General features: G+C 70.0%; 22 protein-coding genes. 10 read left to right on the top strand and 12 right to left on the bottom strand.

Going from position 1 to position 23,638, the window contains the following annotated elements; translation table 11 throughout:
* Nucleotides 1–706 precede the first annotated feature (706 nt).
* Together rho and JGU66_00530 are read left to right on the top strand one after the other, a co-directional pair.
* Complete coding sequence (gene rho / locus JGU66_00535) at nucleotides 707–2,332, top strand: transcription termination factor Rho (GenBank protein MBJ6759226.1); 1,626 nt, start codon at nucleotides 707–709, stop codon at nucleotides 2,330–2,332.
* Between the two features lie 17 nt (nucleotides 2,333–2,349).
* Nucleotides 2,350–2,658, top strand: coding sequence for a hypothetical protein (locus JGU66_00530; GenBank protein MBJ6759225.1), 309 nt, complete (start codon nucleotides 2,350–2,352; stop codon nucleotides 2,656–2,658).
* 13 nt (nucleotides 2,659–2,671) lie between these two features.
* Here JGU66_00530 and JGU66_00525 read toward each other — a convergent pair whose 3' ends face one another.
* From JGU66_00525 to JGU66_00510, 4 genes are all read right to left on the bottom strand, one after another.
* Entirely contained in the window at nucleotides 2,672–3,895 is a 1,224-nt protein-coding gene (locus JGU66_00525; GenBank protein MBJ6759224.1) for an AI-2E family transporter, read from the bottom strand.
* A gap of 63 nt (nucleotides 3,896–3,958) precedes the next feature.
* The gene (locus JGU66_00520) at nucleotides 3,959–4,414 is read right to left on the bottom strand and encodes a hypothetical protein (protein ID MBJ6759223.1); all 456 of its coding nucleotides are present in this window, start codon (nucleotides 4,412–4,414) and stop codon (nucleotides 3,959–3,961) included.
* Nucleotides 4,415–4,420: 6 nt separating this feature from the next.
* Nucleotides 4,421–5,224: an alpha/beta hydrolase gene (locus JGU66_00515; GenBank protein ID MBJ6759222.1), complete on the bottom strand. Its 804-nt coding sequence runs from the start codon at nucleotides 5,222–5,224 to the stop codon at nucleotides 4,421–4,423.
* A 117-nt stretch (nucleotides 5,225–5,341) separates the two neighbouring features.
* Nucleotides 5,342–5,827 (bottom strand): hypothetical protein, encoded by a 486-nt coding sequence (locus tag JGU66_00510; protein ID MBJ6759221.1) that lies wholly within the window; start codon nucleotides 5,825–5,827, stop codon nucleotides 5,342–5,344.
* 285 nt (nucleotides 5,828–6,112) lie between these two features.
* Between JGU66_00510 and JGU66_00505 the strand changes: the two genes are divergently transcribed.
* The 3 genes from JGU66_00505 to JGU66_00495 are packed head-to-tail and all read left to right on the top strand — an operon-like array spanning nucleotide 6,113 to nucleotide 10,301.
* Complete coding sequence (locus JGU66_00505; protein MBJ6759220.1) at nucleotides 6,113–7,603, top strand: aldehyde dehydrogenase family protein; 1,491 nt, start codon at nucleotides 6,113–6,115, stop codon at nucleotides 7,601–7,603.
* Nucleotides 7,604–7,644: 41 nt separating this feature from the next.
* Nucleotides 7,645–9,105 (top strand): glutamine synthetase, encoded by a 1,461-nt coding sequence (locus JGU66_00500; GenBank protein MBJ6759219.1) that lies wholly within the window; start codon nucleotides 7,645–7,647, stop codon nucleotides 9,103–9,105.
* A gap of 11 nt (nucleotides 9,106–9,116) precedes the next feature.
* Nucleotides 9,117–10,301, top strand: a complete 1,185-nt coding sequence (locus JGU66_00495; protein MBJ6759218.1) for an iron-containing alcohol dehydrogenase — start codon at nucleotides 9,117–9,119, stop codon at nucleotides 10,299–10,301.
* Between the two features lie 21 nt (nucleotides 10,302–10,322).
* On the opposite strand, the gene JGU66_00490 is transcribed toward JGU66_00495, so the two are convergent.
* From JGU66_00490 to JGU66_00460, 7 genes are all read right to left on the bottom strand, one after another.
* The gene (locus JGU66_00490) at nucleotides 10,323–10,883 is read right to left on the bottom strand and encodes a hypothetical protein (protein MBJ6759217.1); all 561 of its coding nucleotides are present in this window, start codon (nucleotides 10,881–10,883) and stop codon (nucleotides 10,323–10,325) included.
* A 43-nt stretch (nucleotides 10,884–10,926) separates the two neighbouring features.
* Nucleotides 10,927–12,774 (bottom strand): glycosyltransferase family 39 protein, encoded by a 1,848-nt coding sequence (locus tag JGU66_00485; protein ID MBJ6759216.1) that lies wholly within the window; start codon nucleotides 12,772–12,774, stop codon nucleotides 10,927–10,929.
* Nucleotides 12,771–13,721, bottom strand: coding sequence for a hypothetical protein (locus JGU66_00480; protein ID MBJ6759215.1), 951 nt, complete (start codon nucleotides 13,719–13,721; stop codon nucleotides 12,771–12,773). Before JGU66_00480 ends, JGU66_00485 begins: the two co-directional genes overlap by 4 nt.
* On the bottom strand, nucleotides 13,708–14,220 hold the full coding sequence (locus JGU66_00475) for a hypothetical protein (protein MBJ6759214.1): 513 nt from the start codon (nucleotides 14,218–14,220) through the stop codon (nucleotides 13,708–13,710). The genes JGU66_00480 and JGU66_00475 overlap by 14 nt, the downstream gene beginning before the upstream one ends.
* 42 nt (nucleotides 14,221–14,262) lie before the next feature.
* A complete protein-coding gene (locus JGU66_00470) occupies nucleotides 14,263–15,225 on the bottom strand; it encodes a transcriptional regulator (protein ID MBJ6759213.1) in 963 nt (320 codons plus the stop codon).
* Between the two features lie 78 nt (nucleotides 15,226–15,303).
* Nucleotides 15,304–15,516: a hypothetical protein gene (locus JGU66_00465; protein MBJ6759212.1), complete on the bottom strand. Its 213-nt coding sequence runs from the start codon at nucleotides 15,514–15,516 to the stop codon at nucleotides 15,304–15,306.
* A gap of 93 nt (nucleotides 15,517–15,609) precedes the next feature.
* Nucleotides 15,610–17,817 carry a protein kinase gene (locus tag JGU66_00460; GenBank protein MBJ6759211.1) on the bottom strand — a complete coding sequence of 736 codons (2,208 nt, stop codon included), beginning with the start codon at nucleotides 17,815–17,817 and terminating at the stop codon, nucleotides 15,610–15,612.
* A gap of 123 nt (nucleotides 17,818–17,940) precedes the next feature.
* Between JGU66_00460 and JGU66_00455 the strand changes: the two genes are divergently transcribed.
* The 3 genes from JGU66_00455 (at nucleotide 17,941) to JGU66_00445 (ending at nucleotide 21,762) form a co-directional block, all read left to right on the top strand.
* Nucleotides 17,941–18,882, top strand: a complete 942-nt coding sequence (locus tag JGU66_00455) for an App1 family protein (GenBank protein MBJ6759210.1) — start codon at nucleotides 17,941–17,943, stop codon at nucleotides 18,880–18,882.
* Between the two features lie 75 nt (nucleotides 18,883–18,957).
* Entirely contained in the window at nucleotides 18,958–19,803 is an 846-nt protein-coding gene (locus tag JGU66_00450) for a hypothetical protein (GenBank protein MBJ6759209.1), read from the top strand.
* A gap of 150 nt (nucleotides 19,804–19,953) precedes the next feature.
* On the top strand, nucleotides 19,954–21,762 hold the full coding sequence (locus JGU66_00445; GenBank protein ID MBJ6759208.1) for an acyl-CoA dehydrogenase family protein: 1,809 nt from the start codon (nucleotides 19,954–19,956) through the stop codon (nucleotides 21,760–21,762).
* Between the two features lie 9 nt (nucleotides 21,763–21,771).
* Here JGU66_00445 and JGU66_00440 read toward each other — a convergent pair whose 3' ends face one another.
* Nucleotides 21,772–22,479 (bottom strand): PilZ domain-containing protein, encoded by a 708-nt coding sequence (locus JGU66_00440; GenBank protein ID MBJ6759207.1) that lies wholly within the window; start codon nucleotides 22,477–22,479, stop codon nucleotides 21,772–21,774.
* A gap of 261 nt (nucleotides 22,480–22,740) precedes the next feature.
* Here JGU66_00440 and mraZ point away from each other — a divergent pair, with 261 nt between their 5' ends.
* Nucleotides 22,741–23,193, top strand: coding sequence for a division/cell wall cluster transcriptional repressor MraZ (mraZ, locus tag JGU66_00435; protein ID MBJ6759206.1), 453 nt, complete (start codon nucleotides 22,741–22,743; stop codon nucleotides 23,191–23,193).
* 47 nt (nucleotides 23,194–23,240) lie between these two features.
* Nucleotides 23,241–23,624, top strand: a complete 384-nt coding sequence (locus tag JGU66_00430) for an STAS domain-containing protein (protein ID MBJ6759205.1) — start codon at nucleotides 23,241–23,243, stop codon at nucleotides 23,622–23,624.
* Nucleotides 23,625–23,638: the final 14 nt, after the last annotated feature.

The following is a 23,638-nucleotide window of genomic DNA, read 5'->3' as shown; positions in this document are numbered from 1 at the left end:
CACTCTACGGCCGCGACCTGACACGGCGTGCGCGCGCCGTCGGTGGAGCCTCCGCAGGGAGTGGGGCCGGGAGCCTGAGCCCGCCCGCATCAGGTGGTGGATCCGAGCGGGGACGTCGCTCCAACGCTGCGTCCCAGGTCGCGGCCTCCGGGGAGACTTCGCGGGTGGGGCGCGGCACTCGCGCGGAAGCAGATGCGCTCAGGTCGGGTCGCCAAGGGGCGCGCGCTCCCGAAAGTGGGAATCCTTGGCCGTGGCGCTGGGCGATCCCCCATCGTCGGGTGCACGGGGGGCCGGGGTGGGAGGTCATCGACTCGGGCGATGGGAAGAGGGTGCGGGAATGAGGTGTTGTCCCCACCAGGAGCCCACCTCGGTCGCTTGTGGGCCCGAATTTCAATGACATAGCGTTTTCCAGGTTCAGGAGGAGGCCTCCCTCCGGATGCAACCTCCTGAAAAATGGGTCGATACGGGGCACGGATGCCTTGACAGGCCCAGAGGGGGTCAATAGTTTCCGGCGCGATTCATGGCGCAGGGGTTCCCTCTCGCCCGTCTCTTCCCAACCAAAAGGCTTTCGCCCACCTCCGTCCCGTTCTCGGACCCGGGTAGGGCTGCCCTCCTGGAAGGTGCTTCCGAGCGCCGCGCGGCACGTTTCCGCGTCTCCAACCTGCCCGAGCCCTCGGGCGTTCCCCCCTTCCGTTGCTGCCCTGTCATGCCCAAAGCACGTTCCCCCAGAGAGAAAGTCACCGGCCCCGAGCTCGTCTCCGTGGAGGCGGACGAGAAGCCCCGTCGCAAGCGGGCCGCGAAGTCGGCTGAGCGCTACGAGGCGCCCGAGAAGCCCTCGCGCACCCGGCGCGCTCCGGCCCGGCGTGACGAGGCCGGCGAGGAGGCGAGCGCCGAGCCGCCCCGTCCCGTGCTGACGCCCATGACGCCCGTCTCCCGGCCGGTTCGCGACGACGACCTCCAGGAGGTCCGTTCCACGGAGGACGGTGAGGAACTCGCCGCCACCCTCCCGCCCGCGCCGGAGTCCCCCGAGGCGCCCGCCATCACGGAAGTCACCCGCGACGGCGCGCCCATGCAGGTCATCAAGCTCAATGACCTGAAGCGGATGAAGATCACGGACCTGGCCAAGATGGCCCACGATGTGGGCATCGAGGGCTACCAGGGCCTGAAGAAGCAGGACCTCATCTTCGCGCTGCTCGGTGGCATCGCGGACAAGCGCTACGAGGTCCACGCCGAGGGCGTGCTGGAGCTGTTGAGCGACGGCTTCGGCTTCCTGCGCAGCTCGGACAGCGACTACCAGCCGAGCCCGGACGACATCTACGTGTCCCCCTCGCAGGTGCGCCGCTTCAACCTGCGGCCGGGCGACACCGTGACGGGCCCCATCCGTCAGCCGCGCGAGGGCGAGCGGTTCTTCGCGCTGCAGAAGGTGGACAAGGTCAACTTCGCGGACCCCATGTCGGACGCGGCGCGCGAGCGCATCCTGTTCGACAACCTCACGCCGCTCTACCCCACGCGCAAGCTCAAGCTGGAGCATGAGGCGGGGGAGATGACCACGCGCATCATCGACATGTTCTGCCCCATCGGGCTGGGCCAGCGCTGCCTCATCGTGGCGCCGCCGAAGGCGGGCAAGACGGTGCTGCTGCAGAACATCGCGCACGCCATCAGCCGCAACCACCCGGACGTCTACCTCATCGTGCTGCTCGTGGACGAGCGCCCGGAGGAAGTGACGGACATGGAGCGCAGCGTGCGCGGCGAGGTGGTCTCGTCCACCTTCGACGAGCCCGCCACGCGTCACGTCCAGGTGGCGGAGATGGTCATCGACAAGGCGAAGCGCCTGGTCGAGCAGAAGTACGACGTGTGCATCCTGCTGGACTCCATCACCCGTCTGGCGCGCGCCTACAACACGGTGGTTCCCGCGTCCGGAAAGATTCTCTCCGGCGGCGTGGACGCCAACGCGCTCCACAAGCCGAAGCGCTTCTTCGGCGCCGCGCGCAACATCGAAGAGGGCGGCAGCCTCACCATCATCGGCACGGCGCTCATCGACACCGGCAGCCGCATGGACGAGGTCATCTTCGAGGAGTTCAAGGGCACGGGTAACTCCGAAATCGTCCTGGACCGGAAGCTGATGGAGAAGCGCATCTTCCCCACGCTCGACATCAACAAGTCCGGTACGCGCAAGGAGGAGCTCCTCTTGTCTCCGGGCGACCTCGTGCGCATCACTGCGCTTCGCCAGGTGCTCCACCCGTTCACGCCCATCGACGCCATGGAGTTCGTGCTCAAGCACATGCGTCCCACGGCTGCGAACGCGGAGTTCCTCGGCTCGATGAACCGTTAGCGACGACGAGGGTCCGCATGCGCCGTTCCGCAGTCGTGCGTCTCGCCACCCTGGTGTTCGGGGTGGCGTTCTCCGGCTGTGACGTGGGCGTCGAGGACCTGCCCGGGGAAGACTTGCCCCCGGTGCTCTCGCAGCGGGCCTGCTACGTGGACTCGGACTGCGTGGCGAATGCCTGCTGCGGCGAGGGCACGGCCGTCACGCACCGCCTGGACGGGCCCAGCTGCGGCGGGGTTTCGTGCACGGGGAGCTGTCCGGCCAACAGCATCGACTGCGGTCGCTGCATCCCCACCTGTCGCAACGCGCGCTGCGCCGCCGCGTGCCAGTGACGCGGGCCGCGCCTCACGCCGCGGAGGAGGACTTCTCCGCGATGGGCGAAGGCGGCACGGCCTCCACCACCGGGGGCTGCGCCTTGATGCGCGCGTAGTCGAAGCAGGCCACGAGGATGGCGGCGCTCGGCACGGCGAAGAGGGCCCCCATCAGCCCGTAGAGCTGCTCTCCCGCGATGAGGGAGAAGGCGACGATGACGGGGTGGATGCGCGCGGCCTCGCCCATGATCTTGGGGTTGAGGAAGTACGCCTCCAGCGCGTGGATGCCGACAATCCACAGCAGGATGGCCACGCCCTTCTGGAAGCCATCCGCCAGCGCGATGAGCACGATGGGCACGGAGCTCAGGATGGTCCCGAAGATGGGGATGAGGCTGAGGAACGTCGCCACCGTCGCGAGCAGGAAGGCGAACTTCACCCCGAACAACAGCAGGCCCACGAAGGTGAGCCCGCCATTGACCATGCAGATGGTGAGCTGGCCGCGCACCACGCCCGACAGCGAGCGGTCGATGCGATCCACCAGCAGCCTCGCGTCCGGGAGCAGCTCCGGAGGGACGAGCGTGCCGAAGTAGCGGCGGATGGCCTGGGCGTCGATGGAGAAGAACGCGGCCACCATCAAGATGAAGAACAGCATGAAGACGCTGGCCAGCACCGACGTGACGATGCGGCGTGACACGTTGACGATGTCACCCAGGTTCTCCTTCACCAGAGAGGAGCCTCGCGCCACCGTGTCCCCGAGCAGCTTCTCCAGGTCCAACGCCAGGCTGAAGTGCCCCGCGCCGCCCGGGCCGTCCTCGCCCTCCAGCGCGCGGTTGGAGAGCGCCACGGGGATTCCGTGGTCCGCCAGCCACGTCTCGCCGTGCTGGGCCAGCTCCTGGACGTGCTCGGGCGTGAGCGTGTTGGCGAAGGCCGCCGCCTCGCGACTGACGCGGGCCAGCTCGCGGTAGAGCTGCGGCACCAGCGCGACGAAGAAGAGGTACACGCCGAGGAAGAACCCCGCGTAGATGAGCAGCAGGGCGCCCCAGCGGGGAATCGCTCGCCCGGCCACCTTGCGCTGGGTGAGCCGCGCGACCAGCGGCTGCACCAGGTACGCGATGAGCGCCGCGCCCGCGAAGGGCATCACCACGGAGCGCAGGGCGATGAGCACTCCCGCGATGGCCACCCAGAGCCCCGCGAGGAGGAGGAAGCGCTTGCGGCGGTCGGCGGTGGCGGCAATCGAGGCGTCAACGGGCGGCGACATGGCCAGCCCGGCTTAGGGCACCCCATGGCCCGCTGACAAGTGGCGCGCGTGCGACAACGGCCGTCAGGCCTGGACCTGTGCCTGCCGCAGCCGCGCTTCCAGGCGCTCCAGGCAGTTCTGCATGTGGGCGCGCTTGACTCGGCCCTCGGTGGCCTCTCCCAGGCCCAGCATCTGCTCGGTCAGCCAGCGGCTGAGGAAGAGCAGCGGCAGGCGGTCCTCGGGGACGAGCCCTCGCTCCAGGTAGCGCTTGTTGCGCACGTACTCGTCGGAGGCGTCGAACTCGCGGGAGAGGTCCCAGCGCGCCAGCCGCAGCGCCTCTGTGTAGACAGCGGCGGCCGGCCGGGGCCGGGGCTCGGTGAAGAGGGGGGCGAAGGCTCCCCCCGTGTCCAGGTCCAGCTCCTGCACGGGCGGAGGCCAGGCCTGGAGGTCCTTGGCGAGCAGCTTCGCCACCTCGTCGAGGAGGTGGTCGATGAGCGCGACGGGCTTGAGGTCGAAGAGGTGGTCCCAGCGCGAGGGCATGGCGGCTCAAGAGCCGGCAGACGGGAGCGACACGAGGCTCGGCTCCACGGCGGGCTCCGGAACACCATACCCCAGCGCGAGTTCGCGGCGGATGACCTCGTAGACGGAGCGCTTGGTGAGCAGCTCGCCATGGGACACGCCCGGGACCTCCAGGTTGAAGACGTTGGGTTGACCGTCCACGTGGAGCACCGCCGAGGGCCAGGGCGCCACGGCATCCGCGCGCGAGTAGATGGACACCAGCCGCACGTTTCGGGGGAAGGCGCCCACGCTCAGGTGCTTGATGAAGGGCGACACGGGCGTGAGCTGCCACATGCCGCGGCTGGCCCAGCCGAGCGTCATGCAGCCCAGGTACGCGAGCTTCGAGCCCCGGTGCGGCGTGCCCAGCGTCACCAGGCTCTGCACGCGCGTGTCTCCGCCCAGCCGCTTCACGTAGTAGTGACCGATGAGCCCGCCCTTCGAGTGGCCGATGACGGTGAGCGGCCCCATGTCCGGGTGGCGCGTGTAGAGGCGCTCCACCTTGCCGCGGACCCGGCGGGCCAGCTCGTCCACGCCCTGCATGTTGAGGCGATCCAACATGCCGCCCAGGTGGAGGGTCCAGACGCAGTAGCCATCCCGACGCAGGCGGTGCTCCAGGACCTCGAGGACGCGGCGCGTGCTGAAGAAGCCGTGGAGCAGCAGCACGGGCCTGGCGCAGTCATGGAAGTCCGTGCGCCTGGGCACGGGCCGCGCCCGAGGTGTCAGATGGAGATTTCCGGTGAGGTGCCTCCACCGGCGCATCAGTTTGCGGTACTGCAACACGAAGAGATTCATGGCGCCCCCCCGCACTCAGTGACCCGAAACCCATTTCGCCGACTGGGTTCACGATAAGGTGCGAGTCCGGCACACGCCGGAGCCAGCGGGGCGCAACCGTCCACATTCGCGCGAGGCTCAGCTTCCTCCGTCCGCGTCGAGTCCTCCCGCGTCGGGAATCCCACCATCGCCCGTGCCCGCGTCCGGGGCGCCAGCGTCCGGCGTGCTTCCTCGGCAGCAGGCCGCGTCGCGGAAGTAGACCCCGGCCTGCGCGCACGTGACGTGGATGTTCCGGCGGTACGCACTGCAGCCCGACACGAAGCCCCGGCCGTCGCAGACGGGAGGCGCGGCGGTCGCCGGGTCGCACGCCGCCAGCTCCTGCGCGCAGACCGCGCGCGAGCGGAAGAAGCGCGCGTCGTTCGAGTCGCCCGGGACGACGGTGCAGGTGGTGCCCTCGGCGCACTCCAGCTCGATGGGCCCGGTGGAGCAGGGGCCCACCACGCACGAGGTATCGCAGTTGAGCGCGATGCCATCGTCGCACCGAGGCGCCAGCGAGCAGAGGTTTCCGTTGGAGCAGGCGCCGAGGGCGCTCGCGAGGAGGAGGACAAACAAGTGGCGCGGCACGCGGGGCCTCGGAAGAACGGCGAAGGATAGGAGCGCGGCGAAGTTGAGCAGGATTCGGCGCGCGGCGGGAGTCTCTCAATCGTCCAGTGGTGGGCAGATGCGAGCCCCGCGCTGCTCGCGCGTGAGGAACTCACGTGTGAGCGCCGGGGCTGCTTTCCACCGCATGACGTTCGGAGACGCGCGCGGTTGCCGAGCGTGGGGGCGGTTCCTACCGTGTCCGCCGCCCGGTGCCCCACGCCGGCTGCTCTTTGTTTCGTGCGCCCCCGCGCACCCCGAGGCCTCGCCATGTCCGACGCGCGCTCTCTCTCGCCGCAGCTCCCCGTGCTCCAGCTGCTCATCGATGGTCAATGGACGGATCCGGTGGAGGGCGGCACCTTTCCGGTGACGAACCCCGCCACGGGCCAACGGCTCTGTGATGCGCCGTCCGGCACCGCCGCGGACGTGGACCGCGCCGTGAAAGCCGCGCGCCGCGCCTTCGAGTCCGGGCCGTGGAGTCGCATGACGGGCCGCGAGCGCGGTCGGCTCGTGCGCAAGCTGGCGGACCTGCTGTGGGAGCGGCGCGAGGAGTTCGCGCTCATCGAGTCGCTCAACAACGGCAAGACATTCCGGGACGCGGTGCGCGGAGACGTGGCGCCGGGCGCGGGCACGCTCGCGTACTTCGCGGACCTGGCGGGCGGCATCCTCGGCGAGGTGCTCCCGGTAGCGGGGCCCTTCCACACCTACTGTTTGAAGGAGCCCGTCGGCGTGGTGGGCGCCATCGTCCCCTGGAACTATCCGACGTGCCTCTTGTGCTGGAAGCTGGGCCCCGCGCTGGCGTCCGGCTGCACCGTGGTGGTGAAGCCCTCCGAGTACACGCCGCTCACCGCGCTGAAGCTGGGCGCGCTCGCGCTGGAGGCGGGCTTCCCGCCCGGCGTGCTCAACGTGGTGACGGGCTATGGAGACCCCGCGGGCGAGGCCCTGGCGCGTCACCCGGACGTGGACAAGATTTCGTTCACGGGCTCGGCGCGCACCGCGCGTCGCCTGATGCAGGCCTCGGCGGGCAGCAACCTCAAGAAGCTGACCTTGGAGCTGGGCGGCAAGAGCCCGCAGGTCATCTTCCCCGATGCTGATTTCGATCGCGCCGTGGAGGCGTGCTTCTGGGGCATCTTTGGCAACAAAGGTGAGACGTGCAACGCGGGCAGCCGCGTGCTCGTGCACGAACATGCCTATGACGCGTTCGTTGCAAGGCTCGCGGAGCGCGCGAAGTCGCTGCGCGTGGGTGACCCGTTGGACCCATCCACGGAGATGGGTGCGCAGGTGAGCCAGCGGCAACTGGAGACCATCCTCGGCTACATCGACGCGGGCGTGAAGCAGGGCGCGCGCGTGCTCGCGGGCGGCGCACGCGACCTCGACGGCGAGAAGTCCCGGGGCTTCTTCGTGAAGCCCACCATCTTCGGGGACGTGAAGCCGGAGATGCGCATCGCGCAGGAGGAGATTTTCGGCCCGGTGCTCAGCTGCCTGCGCTTCCGCGACGACGCCGAGGCGCTGAGCATCGCCAATGGCACGCCCTATGGATTGGCCGCGAGCTTGTGGACGCGCGACGTGGCGCGGGCGCATGCGCTCGCCCGACAGGTGAAGAGCGGCGTGGTGTGGATCAACTGCTTCAACGAGTTCGACGATGCGGCGCCCTTCGGTGGCTACAAGGAATCCGGCTGGGGCCGGGACCTGTCGCACCACGCGCTGGAGGGCTACCTGCAGACGAAGGCGGTGTGGACCCAGCTGCCCTCGCTTCCCTGAGGTTTCCGTGCGGTAGCCCCGATTGCGAAAGGGATGGCCCTATGTCGACGCGACCCAAGGCGAAGGTCCTCACGCATCCGACGCTGGCCCGGCGCGCGCGGACGAAGGAGCGGGGCGAGACTTCGCGCAGTGCCCCCACGCGCGAGGGTGGCTCGGACACGCTGCATCGGTGGATGGATGCGAAGGGCGTGCGCAAGGTGAAGCTGGGCGCCATCGACTTGGATGGCGTCTGGCGCGGCAAGTACGTCTCGCTCGACAAGTTCTTCAGCGCGGCCAAGGGCGGCCTGGGCTTCTGTGACGTCGTCTTCGGCTGGGACCTGGGAGACGAACTGCTGGACAACACCGAGGTGACGGGCTGGCACACGGGCTACCCGGACGCGAAGGCCCGGGTGGACGTGTCCACCGCGCGCATCATCCCGTGGGAGCCGGACACGGCGGCCTTCCTGCTCGACTTCGTGAACCCGGATGGCTCGCCCTTCGAGGCGAGTCCGCGTCAGCTCTTGCAGAAGGTGGCCGCGCGCGCGCGCCAGCAGGGCTTCCTGCCCAGGTTCGGCGCCGAGTACGAGTTCTTCATCTTCAAGGAGCAGCCGCACAGCCTGCGCGAGAAGGGCTTTCAATCCTTGTCGCCGCTCACGCCGGGCATGTTCGGCTACTCGTGGCTGCGCACGTCGCTCAACGCGCCGCTGGTGCACGCGCTCATCGATGGCTGCAACGCCTTCGGCCTCGACATCGAGGGCTTCCATACCGAGACGGGGCCCGGCGTCTTCGAGGCCGCCATCCGCTACGACGACCTGGAGAAGGCGGCGGACAAGGCGGCTCTGTTCAAGACGGTGGTGAAGGAGATCTGCTCGCGCCACGGGCTCACCGCGTGCTTCATGGCCAAGGTGAACCCCAAGCTGCCGGGTTGCTCGGGGCACGTGCACCAGTCGCTGTGGAACCTCAAGGGCGACGAGAACCTCTTCCATGACCCCGATGCGCCGCAGGGGATGAGCGCGCGGATGCGGCACTACATCGGCGGGCAGATCGCCCTGATGCCGGAGCTGACCGCGCTCTACTGGCCCACCATCAACAGCTACAAGCGCAGCGTGGAGAACACGTGGGCGCCCACCACGGCCACCTGGGGCGTGGAGAACCGCACCTGCGCCATCCGCGTCATCGGTGACAGCCCCAAGTCCATGCGCCTGGAGTACCGCCAGCTCGGCGCGGACATGAACGCCTATGTCGGCATGGCGGTGAGCCTGGCCGCGGGTTTGTGGGGCATCGAGAACGAAGTGGAGCCGCCCGCGCCCGTGTTGGCGAATGCGTACTCGGCTCGGCATGCGAAGCCGCTGCCCCGAACGCTGAAGGACGCCGTGGCGCTGCTCAAGGAGAGCGAGCACGCGCGCGAGCTGTTGGGCGAAGCCTTCGTGGACCACTTCCTCCGCACCCGCGAGTGGGAGGTGCGCCAGTACGAGCGCGCCGTCACCACGTGGGAGCTGGAGCGCTACCTGGAACTCATTTGACAGGAGATGCCATGAAGCCGTTCGACATTCCCCCCGAGCCTCGCGTGACGGAGATGGCGTGGCCCACGCGCATCGTCTTCGGTGCCGGTGCCCTCCAGCGCCTGCCCGCGCAGGTGGCTCGGCTGAAGATGACGCGTCCGTTGGTGGTGACGGATGCGGGCGTGGTGAAGGCGGGGCTCGTCTCGCGCGTGTTGGAGACGCTGAAGTCCGCGGGCGTGACGTGCGCTGTCTTCGACCGCGTGGAGCCCAACCCCACCGAGGCCGATGTCTTCGCGGGGCTGGAGGCCTATCGGCAGAATGGCTGCGATGGCGTCATCGCGCTGGGAGGTGGCAGCGCGCTGGACGCGGGCAAGCTGGTGCAGTTGCTCACCACGCACGAGCCGCCGCTCAGCCGCTATGACGACGCGACGGGCGGCGACCAGTTCATCCGCGAGGATGTGCCTCCGCTCATCGCCATTCCCACCACGGCGGGGACAGGCTCGGAGGTGGGGCGCTCGGGTGTGGTGACGCTGAAGGACACCGGCCGCAAGACGGTCATCTTCAGTCCGCACCTGTTGCCGCGCGCGGCCGTGGTGGACCCAGAGCTGACGCTCGGGTTGCCTCCCGCCATCACCGCCGCCACGGGCATGGACGCGCTCACGCACTGCGTGGAGGCCTATGTGGCGCAGGGCTTCCATCCCTTGGCGGATGCGGTGGCCGTGGATGGGATGACCCGCGTGGGGCGCTCACTCGTCACCGCGGTGCGCGAGGGCGAGGACCTCGCCGCCCGCACGGACATGATGGTGGCCGCGATGGAGGGCGCCATGGCCTTCCAGAAGGGCCTCGGGGCCTGTCACGCGCTGGCGCACGCGCTCACGCCCATCTCGGGTGTGCCGCACGGCCTGGCGAACGCCATCTGTCTGCCGGTGGTGATGGAGTTCAACCGCGCGGTGTGCACGGCGCGATTGGCGCGCGTGGCGGTGGCGCTGGGAGACACCACTCAGGCTCGCGAGGAGGTGCTCGCGGGCAACGCCGTCGAACGCGTGCGACAGCTCAACGCGGCGGTGGGCTTGCCCTCACGCCTGCGCGACGCGGGCGTGCGCGAGGCGGACCTGCCGCTCATCGCGACGAAGGCGTTCCAGGACGCCTCGCATCAGGGCAATCCGCGCAAGGTCACCGAGGCGGACCTGCTCGCCCTGGCGCGCGAGGCCTACTGAGCCCTCGCGCGCTCCGGTGACTCAGTCCTCCTCGGGCTCGATGGGGAGGACGGTGTCGGCGCCCGCGTCGGCGCTGGCGGAGGTGCCGCCATCGGACAGCACCACGCTGCCCGAGCCGCGCTCGTGGCCCGCGTCACCGCCGTCGTGCGGCGTGAACTCCAGCGTCTCCACGAAGACCTTGCCCGGCAGCCGCAGGTCCATGGCGCTGATGCGGTCCTGGTTGCGCAGGTCGAAGAGCTGCTGCGCCACCGGGCCCGCGGGGATGGGGTCATCCGTGAAGAAGACGAAGAGGCGCACCTTGCCTTCCTGCACTGGGATGCGGAAGCGCGTGTGGCCGATGGGCTTTTGGGGCTCGCAGCGCACGGACTGATTCTCGCGCGTCATGGTGAGCTGGCGGATGACGCCCTTCTCGGACATCGAATACAGCAGGCAGTAGGGGAGCTGTCCCTCCGCGGGGAGCACCTCTACCTGCGCGCCCTGGATGGCGCGGACCTGGGCCCGCGCCGAGCGCTCCGGTGGCTTGTTGTTGGTGCAGCCCGTGGCCAGCGCGGCCAGCGCCAGCGCGCCTGTCCAGCGCATCATGTGTCTCTCCTGGCCCGAGGGGTTCCGGGCGGTCGTCGCGAGCCTACTCGCGGTCCTCGGGTCGCTGGTAGACGACGACCTGCGGCGTCTCGTCCACGTACAGCCCCGTCACCGGCGTGCGCGTGCCGAAGGCCTGCCACGTGAGGAACTCGTGCTCGCGGAACTCCTGATGGTACTGGTACGCGACGATGTCCGCCTCGGCCGGTGAGCCCACCGCGCGCAGGTCCTCGCGCAGCATCCCGTTGCGCTGGTAGTCGCGGAACGAGAAGCCATTCACCTCGTGCAGGTAGAGGCGCGCGCCGGACTTCGCGTGGGCGTTGATCCACGGCAGCACGCCCGTCACGTGGCTGGACCAGAACTGTCGCTGCATGCCCAGGGTGGCCGCGCCGGGCAGTCCGCCCGCCAGCTCCGAGTAGTACGCCGTCCCGTAGGGGAACACGCGCGTCAGCGCCCACAGCGCGGGCGCGAGCAGCAGGGCGAACACCGGCACCAGCACCGCCACGCGCGGCACGGTGGGGCGGCGCTCCTTCACTTGTTCCCACAGCGCATCGCAGCCCCGCACCACGGCCGCGCCCGCGAGGATGCCCAGGAACGGCATGGAGGGCAGCCAGTGCTTCACGCCGCCGAAGTGCGGCACCTCGGGATGGCTGATGACGAGGATGGACAGCACCGCGTTGACGCCCACGAGCCCCTCGGCGGGAGTCGGGACGCGCACCCACTCACGGGCGCGCGGTGAGCAGGACAGCACGGCCCGACCGACGAGCGCGGCCAGTCCCGTCACCATGGGCGCGAAGAGGCTGGTGGGCACCGTCAGCGCCGTCTTCACCACGACATAGGTGAGCGGGAAGGGGGGCGCGCGCATGAGCGTGCCCAGATAGAACCAGGCGTAGTGGTTGTGCGTCGCGTGGAACGCCAGGTACCACGCGGTGCGCTCCACCGGCTGGTGCCAGAGATAGGGCCAGTGCAGGTAGAAGATGACGGGCCCGAACACCGCCATCGCCGCGAGCGGCACCAGCGCGCGCGTCACGCGAGGGTTCACCGGCTCCAGGTCCTTCAAGAGCCACGCGCCGCCCGTCGCCATTCCGACGAACAGCATCGTGTGCGGACTGAGCAGGAAGAACTTGCGCTGGAAGCCATCCAGTCCGCCCAGGCTCACCACGAGCAGGCCGTAGAGTCCGGCCACCGCGGCGAACAGGCCCACGAAGCGGAAGAGCCGCGCGCGGGCCTCGGGCTGGGATGCGCTCTCCGTCCAGGCGCGCCACAGCGCGAAGGGCGCCAGCGCGAAGGGCAGGAAGAGGGCGTTGTGCTTGGTGGCCAGCGCGAGTCCAAAGGCCACGCCGCAGCCCACGCCCCACCGCGCGTCCTCCAGCGCGCGCCAGAAGCAGTACACGACCAGCAGCCACATCGCGGCCACGGGCATGTCGAAGCACGCCAGCTCCGCGTTGAAGTACTGCCGTGGCACCAGGAGGAACGAGAGCGCCGCGAACAGGCCCGCCGCGCGGCCATACAGCGCGCTGCCCAAGAGGAAGCTCAGCGCGGGAATCATCGCCGCCAGCGCGAAGGCCGGCAGGCGGAACGCGGTCGCGTCGCGCATGAGGCCCAACGTGTCGTGGAAGAGCAGGTGGCTCAGCCCGAACAGCGTCTTCATCAGCGCGGGGTGCTCGTGGTTGTAGTCCCACGCGCGCACGATGGCCGCGTCCGAGAACGCCTGCGTCGGCGCATGGAAGAGCAACCGGAACCAGCTCGCGTAGCCCTCCGCCGCCGCGAAGTAGACGCTCTCGTCGCGGGTGAAACCCACCGCCAAATCGGTGAGGCACAGCGCCACGAAGGCCAGCGCCCACAGGGCCCACGCCAGTCGCTTCTCGTCGCGCGTGGCCGCTCGCCCCGTCATCCCCGTCCTCCCACCGCCGGCTCCAGCGCCATCACGTCCAGACACACCTGCCGCGAGTCCGCGTTGTCCGCCTGCACCCAGACCTTCACCGTGCGCGGCGCGCCGGGCGGGAGGATGATCTCCGAGGCCTGCACACCCTCACGCCCGGGAGGAATCGGCACCTCCAGCAGGCGCGCGTGGCTCGCGGCGTCGTCCACGCCCAGGTACGCGGTGCTCAGCCGCGGATCCTTCGAGTGCGCGAACTCGAAGATGATGCCGCCCTCGAGCCGCAGCCCGAGTCCGCCCGGAACGTCGTCGAACTCGGCCACCAGTCGCTGCGGCCCGCCCGGGGCGTGCATCCACAGGCAGTGGCGCGGCTCGTAAAGAATCTCGTGCCACTCGGGCGCGACGTAGAGGTACGGCGGGCCGGGACACCGGTGCGCCTGTCCGTCGAAGGGGCATTCGTGGCGCGAGCCGTCCTGCTGCTCCAGGTACACGCGCGCCCGCGCGAAGGCCTCCGAGGCCACCCATCGGCGCGGTCGGTATCGCCCGTTGTCGTAGAGCCCCAGCGTCAGCGTGCCCGCGTGCGTGGTGGGGCCCGCCGCCTTGCGTCCAGGAAGGAACGCGGCGTCGAACGCGGCGGCATCCGAGCGCGGAAGCTCCGGCTGGCCCAGCACCCAGATGCGCGGGTGCGCGGAGAGGTCCGCCTTGTCCGAGGCGAGCCAGCCGTAGATGGGAATCTCAGGGGGAAGGTAGAGGCGCGCGCGCTCGGCCCACCAGGGGAAGAGCAGCACCGCGTCCCCAGGTCGGGCCTCGGCCCGCAGTCGCTCCGCCACCGCGCGGTAGTCCGCCTCCGAGGGAAGGCGGCCCGGCAGCCGGAAGTGGAAGAGCAGGCACAGGAGCGCGACGAGAAGCAGGCCCCCCAGCTCCACGAGGGGCAGCGCGCGCGTCAGCCTAGGACTTCGCAAGGCGAATCTTCTGCTCGCTCTTTTCCCGGCAGAAGGTGCAGAAGATGGGCTCGCCCTGGCTGAACGACGGCGTCCAGGGCGGGTACATCGAGCACCGCGGGTCCAGGCAGTGGTGCAGCTCCCAGAGGTGGCCGAGCTGGTGCAACGCGTGCCGGGCCAGGCCCTTGTAAGCGCTCTCCAGGTCCTTGTGCGGATGGATGCTGAGCACCGCGCGGTCCTTGCCCTGGCGAGCAAAGCCCACGGTGGGCGCGGTGCCGCTCGGCAGCTCGCGGTCCTTGAGCTTGCGCGTGGTGAGCAGCAGGACCTTGTCGTCCGTGTAGGCGCGGATGCCCTTCACCGCGTCCACGAGCTTCTCCGCGTCCAACGGCTCGGACATGCCCGCGGGAATCTCCGCGCTGCCGCTGTGCTCGCTGCCCACGCCGAACGCCGTGTAGAGCGTCCGGTTGAACTTGGCGAGCTGCTTGTCGTCGATGGGGTCCAACGTCACGACGCGAATCACGGGGCGTCACCTCGGCGGAGGAGGGGCGGGGAGGCCATCACGTCACTCGCCCTCCGGTGGCTTCACCTTGGGCGGGCGACCGCGCTTCTTGGGAGCGGCGGGCGCGGCGGCCTCGCTCTCCGGCGGCTTGGGCTTGGGCGGGCGGCCCCGCTTCTTCGGCGGCGGAGGCGGCTCGGTGGACAGGACCTCGGGCTTGGGCTTGGGCGGACGGCCGCGCTTCTTGGGCGCAGCCGGGGCCTCGCCCTCGGGAGGCTTGGCCTTGGGAGGACGGCCGCGCTTCTTGGGCGCGGACTCCTCGGAGGAGGACTCTTCGGACTCCTCGCCTTCGCCTTCGCTCTCGCCCTCGGCGTTCTCCTCGGGCTCGGCGGGGGCCTCCTCTTCGGAGGGCAGGTCCAGCTCGCCGCCGTCCAGGCCCATGAGGTCGCCGTCGAGGTCCATGTCGCCGTCCTCGCCTTCGGGGCGAGCGAACTCGGCGGCGGTGCGCTTGGGGCGCTCGCGGCCGGGCGGGAACAGGACGATGTCGATGGAGTCCTCGGCGTTGACCTCGGCGGTGCCCAGCGCGGCGGCCACTTCCGAGACCAGCAGGTGCCGAGCGGAGTCGTACAGCTCACGCTCCTTGGTGGGCAGCGGGCGCAGCTCGCTCAGGACCTGCAGCGCCTTGACGACCTCGGCCAGGCCGAGGATTCCGCCCTGGGTCATGCGGTCCAGGTTGGTGCGCGCGCGCTGCTTCCAATCCAGGTCCGCCTTGTCGCTGTCGGAGCGCAGGAACGCATAGATGCGCTCGACGTCCTCGGCGGTCGCGACCTTGCGGACCCCGATGGCGACGACCTTGGCCTCGGGCACCATGACGACTGCACCGTCTTCCTCGCGGCGCATGGTGACGAACGTGAGCTTCTGGCCAGCGACTTCCTTGACGTCAATCGCCGTGACGCGACAGACCCCTTGGTTCGGGTAGACGACCCGGTCGCCGACCGCGAGCTGGAGTGCAGCGGACCCTTCAGGCATGTCCCCCTCGAGGGCGAGTGAGAGAAGAACCGACGCGGACGCCGGTCGTAGCATTGAGCCACGCCGGACGCCACGAGATTACCGGGGGAGGGTGGCCATCCGTTCTCCGGCGCGCTGGGACTCCAGCAGCCGGCCCAGCACCTCGTGCGTCTGCGCGTCCAGGGCCGCCTCGACCTGGGCATCGGTCGGACCCTCGCCCGCCCCAGACTGCTCGGTGCGTGCATCCACGCGGGACGAGAGCCCCGCCGTCGCCACCACCGCGAACACGATGACCGCCATCAGCTTCTTCATGTTGAGTCCTCCGTGGCGACCCAGGGTAGGGGGAGCGCCCGGTGGATCAACTTTTCGGCAACAGGTCGCTGCACCGCTGTAGCGCCCGGTGGCTCACGGGGACGGTGGCGGCTTGCCCGCAAGCGGCATCAGCACGGACACGTGCAGCGTGAGGCTGCCCGAGTTGTCGTCCGCCGCGTCGTCCGGGAACAGGAGCTGCAACCACCGCGCGCCGTGCACCAGCGTGGGGTGGTTGACCTCCAGCACCTCCAGCGAGTCTGGATCCTCGCCGTTGCCGTGCAGCGTGAGCACCTGTCCCACGGGCTCGCTGCCGGGGCCGCGCGTGCGGGCGGGCTCGGCGCCCTGGCGCACGAAGACCTCGTAGGTGGTGTCCGGATCCAACGCCCGCAAGGTGAAGCCCTCGGCGGGCATGGGCGTCACCGTGTTGCGACGCGAGTCCAGGAGCAGGGTGGTGAGGGCGCCGGTGGCCTGCTCGCGCACATGGACCTGGAGGGCGCCGCGGTTGTCGTCCACGCGCCCGTCCAGGAGGAAGACGTAGAGCACGGCGGCCTGGCTCACCTCGACCTCTTCGTCGGGGCCCACCACGCCGAACGTGCGACGCGCGGGCAGGGCGGTGCTGCCCTCGACGAACCACGCGGCCTGCGCGGTGGGGACGGGACCTCCCAGCGACACGCGGCCCTCGGTGCGCAGGCCATAGGTTCGCGATGGGTCCAGCCGCACGCGCGCGGCGGCCGAGGGCGGTATCAGCAGGACCTGGGCCGCGGCGGACAGCGAGGGCGATGCCGAGGGCGAGAAGGTCGCCTCGTGGGACGCGGCCTCCAGGGCCTGCGCATGCGACGCGGCCGGCGAGGCCGTGGGGGGAGTGCGTCGCCGCAAGCGGGCATGGACGGCCAGGGTCGTGCCTCGCTCGGCGTGCAGCCGCTGGCTCCACGGCACCATGCCCGGCAGGGTCACCTCCACGAGGTGCTCGGTGTCCGAGTCCAGATGCGTCACCAGGGTGGGCGTGGTGTCGGAGATCGGCCGGCCATCGACGCGCAGGGCGGCACCCGGCGGTGACGAACTCAGCTCCACGGAGAAGCTGTTCGTGCCTCCCAGGAACAAGCCCAGGCTGGTGGCCACCAGCGCCACGCCCACGGGCGCGAGCCACACGGCGCCCCGACGCAGCCGGATTCGCTGGGGCGCGGGGGTGGGTGTCTCGGGGATGGGCTGGGTGGTGCGTTCGCCTCGGGGGCCGGGAGTGAGCGGCTCGGCCGGAGCGGGTCGCGGCGAGGCGGGCTCGGGCGCGCCGTCGGCGGGGCGTGACCAACGGGAGACCTCGGCGAGGAACTCTCGCGGCAACTGGACGGGGCGACCCTCGGTGACGAGGTCGGGCTCGAACAGGTAGCCCATGAGGTGCGCCAGCGCGCTGGACGACACGTCCGGGGCGGCGAGGTGGAGGAAGCGCGCCAGGGCCTCGGCGAACGACTGCGCGGTGGGGAAGCGGCGCGCGCGCTCGGTGGCCATCGCTGTCAGCAGGATGCGCTCCAGCGCCGCGGGGATGCTCGGGTCCAACGCGCGGGGTGGGGCGAAGTCTCCTTGGACGATGCGCTGGAGCACCTGGTCGCGCGGACCCTCGAACGGCAGGTGTCCGCAGAGCAGCTCGTAGAGCACGGTGCCGGCGGCGAACACGTCCGAGCGGGCATCGAGTGCCTCGCCCCGGGCCTGCTCGGGCGAGAAGTAGAAGTACTTGCCCTGGGCGGCGCGGGCCTCGGCTTCGTGGTGCCCGGCCAGCCGCGCGCGGGCGATGCCGAAGTCCACCAGCTTCACCTGCCCCTCGTAGCTGAGCAGGACGTTCTGGGGGCTCACATCGCGGTGGATGATGTGCAGCGGGCGGCCGCCTTCGTCGAGGCGCGTGTGGGCGTAGGACAGACCCCGCAGCATCTCGATGCCCACCAGCACCGCGAGCGGCTGGGGCAGGGCCCGCAGGCCCTTGTCACGCGCGCGGCGAAGGACTCGCGACAAGGGGTGGCCATCCACCCATTCCATCGCGAGGAAGTACTCCCCCTCCACCTCGCCGAAGTCGAACACCTGCGCGATGTTCCCGTGACTCAGCCCCACCGCGATGTGCGCCTCGTTGATGAACATCGAGACGAAAGCGGTGTTTCCCGCGTAGTCCGGGAGAATCTTCTTGATGACGACAGGCTTGGTGACGCCGGCGGCAGCGGTCATCCGGGCGCGGAAGATCTCCGCCATGCCGCCCGTCGCGATGCGATCGAGCAACGTGTACTTCCCGAATGGCTGGCCCGCGGGAGGCGGCGGCACGTTCGATTCGGCTCCTTCGTTGGGCAGCCCTCACGAAGACCGAGGAACGCTATCATGGACCCTATTAGACGCCATGGTTGAAAAATTCCGTTGAGCACATCCATTCGACACTTGACTGTTGCGATGTTGTTGGTGTCCCCAGCCGCCCTGGCAGGTCCGGCCGTCTGGGTGGCGCCCGCCCTGGCGAGTCCGGAGGGGCTCACCCTGGAGGGCCGGGTCCTGAAGGACGCCCCGAGTCCGGGCAGCTCGCCGCTGTCGCGAAACCTGCGGCGTCTGCTGGCTCCGAACTGGGAGGGCGCGTCGGTGGAGGTGGAGTTCCAGGGCGTGAAGGCCACCGTGACGAGCGGCGACGATGGCGCGTTCGCGGTGGACCTCCGGCCTGGAGAGGGTCAGCGCTTCACGGCTGGCCCCTCCGTGGCGGAGGTGCGCGTGGCGGGGGCTCGGGCGCGAGCGCGGGTGGAGGTCGTCGCGGACGACGTGCCCTTCCTGGTGGTCTCGGACTTCGACGACACGGTGGCGGTGACGGGCGTGACGAGCACGAGGCGCCTGCTGACCTCCGCGCTGCTCCGGGACGGAGACACGCAGGAGGCGGTGCCCGGGATGGCGGCCTTCTATGGCTGTCTGCGAGCGGACTCCGCGCCAGCGTTCGCGCTCGTGAGCGGCTCGCCCATCCAGTACCTGCCCCGCGTGCGGACGTTCCTGGCGCATAACGGTTTCCCGTCGGGGTTCGGGGTGTACCTGCGCGACCTCGGGCCGGGGACGCTGTCCGGCTACAAGCAGCCCATCATCCGGCGGCTGCTGCGCCAGTTCCCGCAGCCGGTGGTGCTGGTGGGGGACTCGGGCGAGAAGGACCCGGAGGTGTATCGGCAGATCCGCGACGAGTTTCCCGGGCGCGTGAAGGCCATCTACATCCGCGACGCCGGCCACGCCGAGGACCCGAAGCGCTTCACGGACATGGTGCTCTTCCAGGACCCGCGCGTCGCAGCGGAACACGCGGCGAAGGCCGGGCTCGCGAGCGCCGCATGTCTCGCGGCCTCGATGCCCGCGACGAAGGACGCACCGTGATGCTCATGCGTGGGTTCGCTCCGTGGATCCGAGGCGCGAGATGCCCTGGCTTGATTGCAGGAAGGACGTCGCGCCATGATCGCCGTGAGTGAACGTGTGCGCTGGCTCCAAGGCGCGGTGGTCGCCACGGGGCTCGTTCTCTTGGGCGCGGGATGTCGTGAGGACAAGCCCGCGGAACCGCTGCGCTCGCTGGCGCCGGCTCCGCTGCCATCGCTCGCGAGTGGATCCGCTCATGGCTCGGATGCGGGCCGCGCGGAGGACGTCCTGGTCGACCTCGCGCCCGCGCCCGTGTTCGGTGAGTCCCTGCCCGAGGACGCCGTGACGGTGGTGCTCCACGGAGATGGCGCGCGCGTGGGAGGAGAGGACTTCGTGCCGGCGCGGCCCGCGGACGCGGCGCGACTCGGGGCTCGGATCCAAGGGCGCGAGGTGCTGGTCGTTCCGGACGCTGACACGTTCCTCGCGCAGGTCTCCGAGCTGTTCGCGGTGCTGAGAACGCACGCCGCCGAGGTGTGGCTGCAACACCCGGATGCGCCAGCGGCGTACCACGTCACGCTGCGCGACGAGGACGGCTTCCGGAGCTGGTTGGATGATGTCGCGCCCGGCAGGCCGCGCATCATCCAGCGCGCGGACGGCTTCGAGCTCTCCACGAGCGTGGGCAAGCTCCCAGGGCCGGATGCCAACGGGCCCTCGGTGCCGGTGCGAGGCGGGCGACAGGACATCGCCACATTGCGCCGAGGGCTGCGCTTGTTGAAGGGGCGGTTCACCACCACGGAGGAGCTGTGCCTGGTTCCCTCCTTCGGCACCGAAGTGGCTCAGGCCGCGCGGGCATTGGGCGCGGACTATGTCGCGCCCGGCGAGCCCACCTTCGAGTCGCTCTGCCTCGTCTACCCCACGCCACCTCGGCGCGCGGACGGGGGCTAGGCTCGGGCGCTCGCGCCCAGCAGGGCTCTCCCTGCCTGCTCGCCGCGGGTTGCCGAGGCGGGCGACCGTGCTGACTACCCCACGAATGTGCCCCGCCGTACATTGCCTCCCGGAGCATCGCGCGCGATGCCTCGCTCAGAGGAGTCATCCATGGTCGCTGTCGTCGAGTCCGCTGCCCGTTCCCAGGCTGCTCTCGCCGGGGGAATGTTCCTCGCCCAGGAGGTGGGGGCCACGCCCTTCGTCACCCCCGAGTCCTTCACCGATGAGCAGCGCCTCTTCTTCAAGACGGCCCTGCAGTTCTGTCGCGAGCAGGTGCTGACGCAGGCGGAGCGCATCGAGGCGAAGGACAACGCGCTCCTGAGAGACCTGCTGCGCCGCGCGGGCGAACTGGGGCTGCTGAGCGTGGACATCTCGGAGGCCCATGGCGGCACGGGCCTCGACAAGACGACCTCGCTGTTGCTGGCCGAGGCCATGGCACAGCTGGGCTCGTGGTCGGTGACGTTCGGCGCGCACACGGGCATCGGCACGCTGCCCATCGTCTGGTTCGGCAATGAGGCCCAGAAGGCGAAGTACCTGCCGAAGCTGGCCTCGGGCGAGTGGGTGGCGGCCTACGCGCTGACGGAGCAGGGCAGCGGCAGCGACGCGCGCGCGGCGAAGACGAAGGCGGTGCGCTCCGCGGACGGCAAGCACTACGTGCTCAATGGCTCGAAGCTCTACATCACCAACGCGGCCTTCGCGGACGTGTTCGTCGTCTTCGCGCAGGTGGACGGCGACAAGTTCACCGGGTTCATCGTGGAGCGCGGCACCCCGGGCTTCAGCGTGGGGCCCGAGGAGCACAAGATGGGCATCCGCGGCTCGTCCACGTGCCCGCTGTACTTCGAGGACGCGCGCGTGCCCGTCGAGAACCTGCTGGGCGAGCTGGGCAAGGGCCACCGGATCGCCTTCAACATCCTCAACTACGGCCGGCTCAAGCTGGGCGCGGGCGTCATCGGCGGCATGAAGCTTCAGCTGGAGAACGCGCTGAAGTTCGCGCAGGAGCGCCAGCAGTTCAAGACGCCCATCGTCCGCTTCCCGCTCATCCGCGAGAAGCTGGCGCGCATGGCCGCGCTCGTCTATGCGCTGGAGACGATGACGTACCGCACGGCGGGCCTGGTGGACGGGCGGCTGGCGTCCAAGGACCGCTCCGCGCCGGACTACGACGCGCACCTCATCGCGGCCATCGAGGAGTACGTCACCGAGGCCTCCATCATGAAGGTGTTCGGCTCGGAGGCGCTCGACGCGCTGGTGGACGACGCGGTGCAGATTCACGGCGGCGCCGGCTACATCGAGGAGTACCCCGTCGAGCGGGCCTATCGCGACGCGCGCATCAACCGCATCTTCGAGGGCACCAACGAGATCAACCGCATGCTCATCACCGGCATGCTGCTCAAGCGCGCGGTGAAGGGAGACCTGCCGCTGTTCGCCCTGGCGCGCTCCGTGGAAGAGGCCTTGTCGCGCGGTGAGCGGCCCCGGGCGCACACGCAGGACGCGCTCGCCGCCGAAGAAGTGGCCGCCGAGTGCGCCAAGCAGCTCGCCCTCCATGGCATGCGCCTGGCGACCGAAGCGTTCGGCACCGAGCTGGACCGGCACCAGGAGGTCATGGCCCTCCTGGCGGACGTGGTGATGGACGCCTTCGCGCTGGACTCGCTGGTGACGCGCACGCGGCAGGTCGCCGGTGACGGCGCGCTGGACCCCACGCGGGTGGCGCTGGTGCGGCTGTACGCGCAGGAGTCCACGACGCGCGCCTTCGAGCGCACCCGCCGCGCGCTGTGCTCCATCTTGAAGGGAGAGGCGCTCCAGGCGGAGCTGAAGCGGCTGGCCACGCTGGACGCCTTCAGTCCGTATGACCCCGCGGAGCTGCGCGAGACCGTCGTCACGGCCCTGGAGTCCTCGGGCGGCTATCCGTACAGCGCCGCGTGACGGGCTGGCTCAGGGCATCCGCGCCACGGCGTCCAGACCGAAGCTGACCCGCGCCTGCCACGGCGCGGGCGGGAGCGCCTCCAGCGTCATGAGCGCTTCGAGGCGCGCGAGCATCTCCGGGCGCAGCCGGCCGAACGTGGCGCCGAAGCCGGGCGTCACCGTGTCCGAGCGCTGCCGGGGCACGGTGGAGGTCCACACCACCTCACCGTGCAGCATCAGCGGCCCCTCGCGCATCTCCAGCTCCAGGAGGAAGGGCGCGCCAATCTGCACCATGCGCGGCAGTGCCGGGGCCTCCACCTCCAGGCCCACGCCGCCGCGCGAGATGTCTCGCACCACGAAGCTGGGGGACTGGGGCCGGTCGTCCAGGGCGCGCACGTGCAGGGGCAGGCGCGGGAAGCGCCGCAATCCCGTGGCGTCGTCCTGGGCGAAGATGTGCTGGAGCACCGCGTCCAGGCCGCCCCGCTCGTGGCCGGCGTCGTAGCGCACGGTGAGGCGGAAGCGGCTGTCTGCCAGGGGCTCCACCTGGACCACCTCTCCCAGCACCTCCACGGGGCGAGGCACGCCGCCCACATGCATCTCGAAGGTGAACAGGGTGCCCAGGGGCAGTCCGCGGCGTGTCTCCAGCGTGACGCCCCCCCGGCTCATGCTCCGGGTGTACTCGCCCACCAGTGACTGCGGGGTCTTGTAGGCCACCTTCAGTCGAACGTTCGTCGTCACGCTGTCCGACTCTCGGGCGGGGCGTGGAAAGAATCAAGTTCACCCCAGCTTGAAGGGTAGGCCACCGCACCGCGCCACCCGGGTGACGCGTCAGGTGAGGTGCCCCGGAGCACGGCCCTTTGCCGGCCCCCCGCTGTTTCAACCTGTTGCGGTTTCTTGACCCCCCTGGAGGGGCCGCGTATGAATGCCCCGTTGGGTGGTAAGGGGTGGGAAGGAGTGGCGCAGTTTCCCGTAGCGGGTTGAAAAGGTGGATCGTCCCGCGTGTTCCGAGGCGTCTATGAGCATCAAGTCGACGCGAAGGGGCGGACGAGCCTCCCGGCGAAGCTCCGGGAGACGCTGGTCGGCGCGTACGACGAGCGGCTCATCCTCACGACCGCGCTGGACCCCTGCCTTCATGCCTACCCGGTGCGGGAGTGGGAGGCCCTCGAGGCGTCCCTGGCGAAGCGCAACCCCATGGAACCTGGGGTCAAAACGCTGATGCGCCTGTACGTGGCCAGCGCGCAGGAGTGCCCCCTGGACAGGTTGGGGCGGCTGCTCATCCCTCCGTCCCTGCGCAGCTACGCGGGGCTGGAGAAGGACGTCGTATGGGCGGGGATGGTGAAGGTGATTGAGCTGTGGAGTCGCGAGGGCTGGGCGAAGGCGCAGGAAGCAGCGCGCCAGGAAGCCACCTCCGCGGACGTGATGCGCGTGCTCGCCGAGCTGCGCCAGCAGTAGGTCGGAAAGTCGACAGGAGCCGGAAGTACCGGGAGGGTGGCAAGCGTATGAACCAGGTTCTGGAGGTGCGGCGAGGCGCGGTGGCGGCGGTGGGAACCGAGCGGGTGGAGACGCTGATGCTGGAGGGCGAGCTGGGCGAGCAGGAGCTGACCGAGCTGTGCGAGGACCTCGGGCGCAAGCTGAACCGCGGCACTCGGCAGGTCGTGCTGGACTTCCACGAGGTGTCGCACCTGAACTATCGCGGCGTGAAGCCGCTGATGGCGCGCGCCGAGGCGTTCCGCCGCTCCGGAGGGGACCTCAAGCTGTCCGCCCTGTCGCCGTACCTGGCCGCCATCTTCCGCGCGGCCGGTGCGCACGACACCTTCGAGATGTATCCGCACATGAACGACGCTCGGGCGGCCTTCACGCTGTCGCGCGCACCCTTCGTTTGACCCCGCGCGAGCCT

The sequence above is a fragment of the Myxococcaceae bacterium JPH2 genome (assembly GCA_016458225.1).
In the GTDB taxonomy this organism is placed as follows: Bacteria; Myxococcota; Myxococcia; order Myxococcales; family Myxococcaceae; genus Citreicoccus.
This window is presented reverse-complemented; position numbering and strand designations above follow the sequence as displayed.

What these genes read in the sequence shown, in the direction of transcription:
- JGU66_00470 (MBJ6759213.1), bottom strand. Translation starts at nt 15,225, where the DNA reads ATGCCTGAAGGGTCCGCTGCACTCCAGCTCGCGGTCGGCGACCGGGTC.
- JGU66_00515 (MBJ6759222.1), bottom strand. Translation starts at nt 5,224, where the DNA reads ATGAATCTCTTCGTGTTGCAGTACCGCAAACTGATGCGCCGGTGGAGG.
- JGU66_00500 (MBJ6759219.1), top strand. Translation starts at nt 7,645, where the DNA reads ATGTCGACGCGACCCAAGGCGAAGGTCCTCACGCATCCGACGCTGGCC.
- JGU66_00520 (MBJ6759223.1), bottom strand. Translation starts at nt 4,414, where the DNA reads ATGCCCTCGCGCTGGGACCACCTCTTCGACCTCAAGCCCGTCGCGCTC.
- rho (MBJ6759226.1), top strand. Translation starts at nt 707, where the DNA reads ATGCCCAAAGCACGTTCCCCCAGAGAGAAAGTCACCGGCCCCGAGCTC.
- JGU66_00525 (MBJ6759224.1), bottom strand. Translation starts at nt 3,895, where the DNA reads ATGTCGCCGCCCGTTGACGCCTCGATTGCCGCCACCGCCGACCGCCGC.
- JGU66_00485 (MBJ6759216.1), bottom strand. Translation starts at nt 12,774, where the DNA reads ATGACGGGGCGAGCGGCCACGCGCGACGAGAAGCGACTGGCGTGGGCC.
- JGU66_00465 (MBJ6759212.1), bottom strand. Translation starts at nt 15,516, where the DNA reads ATGAAGAAGCTGATGGCGGTCATCGTGTTCGCGGTGGTGGCGACGGCG.
- JGU66_00445 (MBJ6759208.1), top strand. Translation starts at nt 19,954, where the DNA reads ATGGTCGCTGTCGTCGAGTCCGCTGCCCGTTCCCAGGCTGCTCTCGCC.
- JGU66_00450 (MBJ6759209.1), top strand. Translation starts at nt 18,958, where the DNA reads ATGATCGCCGTGAGTGAACGTGTGCGCTGGCTCCAAGGCGCGGTGGTC.
- JGU66_00430 (MBJ6759205.1), top strand. Translation starts at nt 23,241, where the DNA reads ATGAACCAGGTTCTGGAGGTGCGGCGAGGCGCGGTGGCGGCGGTGGGA.
- JGU66_00505 (MBJ6759220.1), top strand. Translation starts at nt 6,113, where the DNA reads ATGTCCGACGCGCGCTCTCTCTCGCCGCAGCTCCCCGTGCTCCAGCTG.
- JGU66_00495 (MBJ6759218.1), top strand. Translation starts at nt 9,117, where the DNA reads ATGAAGCCGTTCGACATTCCCCCCGAGCCTCGCGTGACGGAGATGGCG.
- JGU66_00455 (MBJ6759210.1), top strand. Translation starts at nt 17,941, where the DNA reads ATGTTGTTGGTGTCCCCAGCCGCCCTGGCAGGTCCGGCCGTCTGGGTG.
- JGU66_00530 (MBJ6759225.1), top strand. Translation starts at nt 2,350, where the DNA reads ATGCGCCGTTCCGCAGTCGTGCGTCTCGCCACCCTGGTGTTCGGGGTG.
- JGU66_00490 (MBJ6759217.1), bottom strand. Translation starts at nt 10,883, where the DNA reads ATGATGCGCTGGACAGGCGCGCTGGCGCTGGCCGCGCTGGCCACGGGC.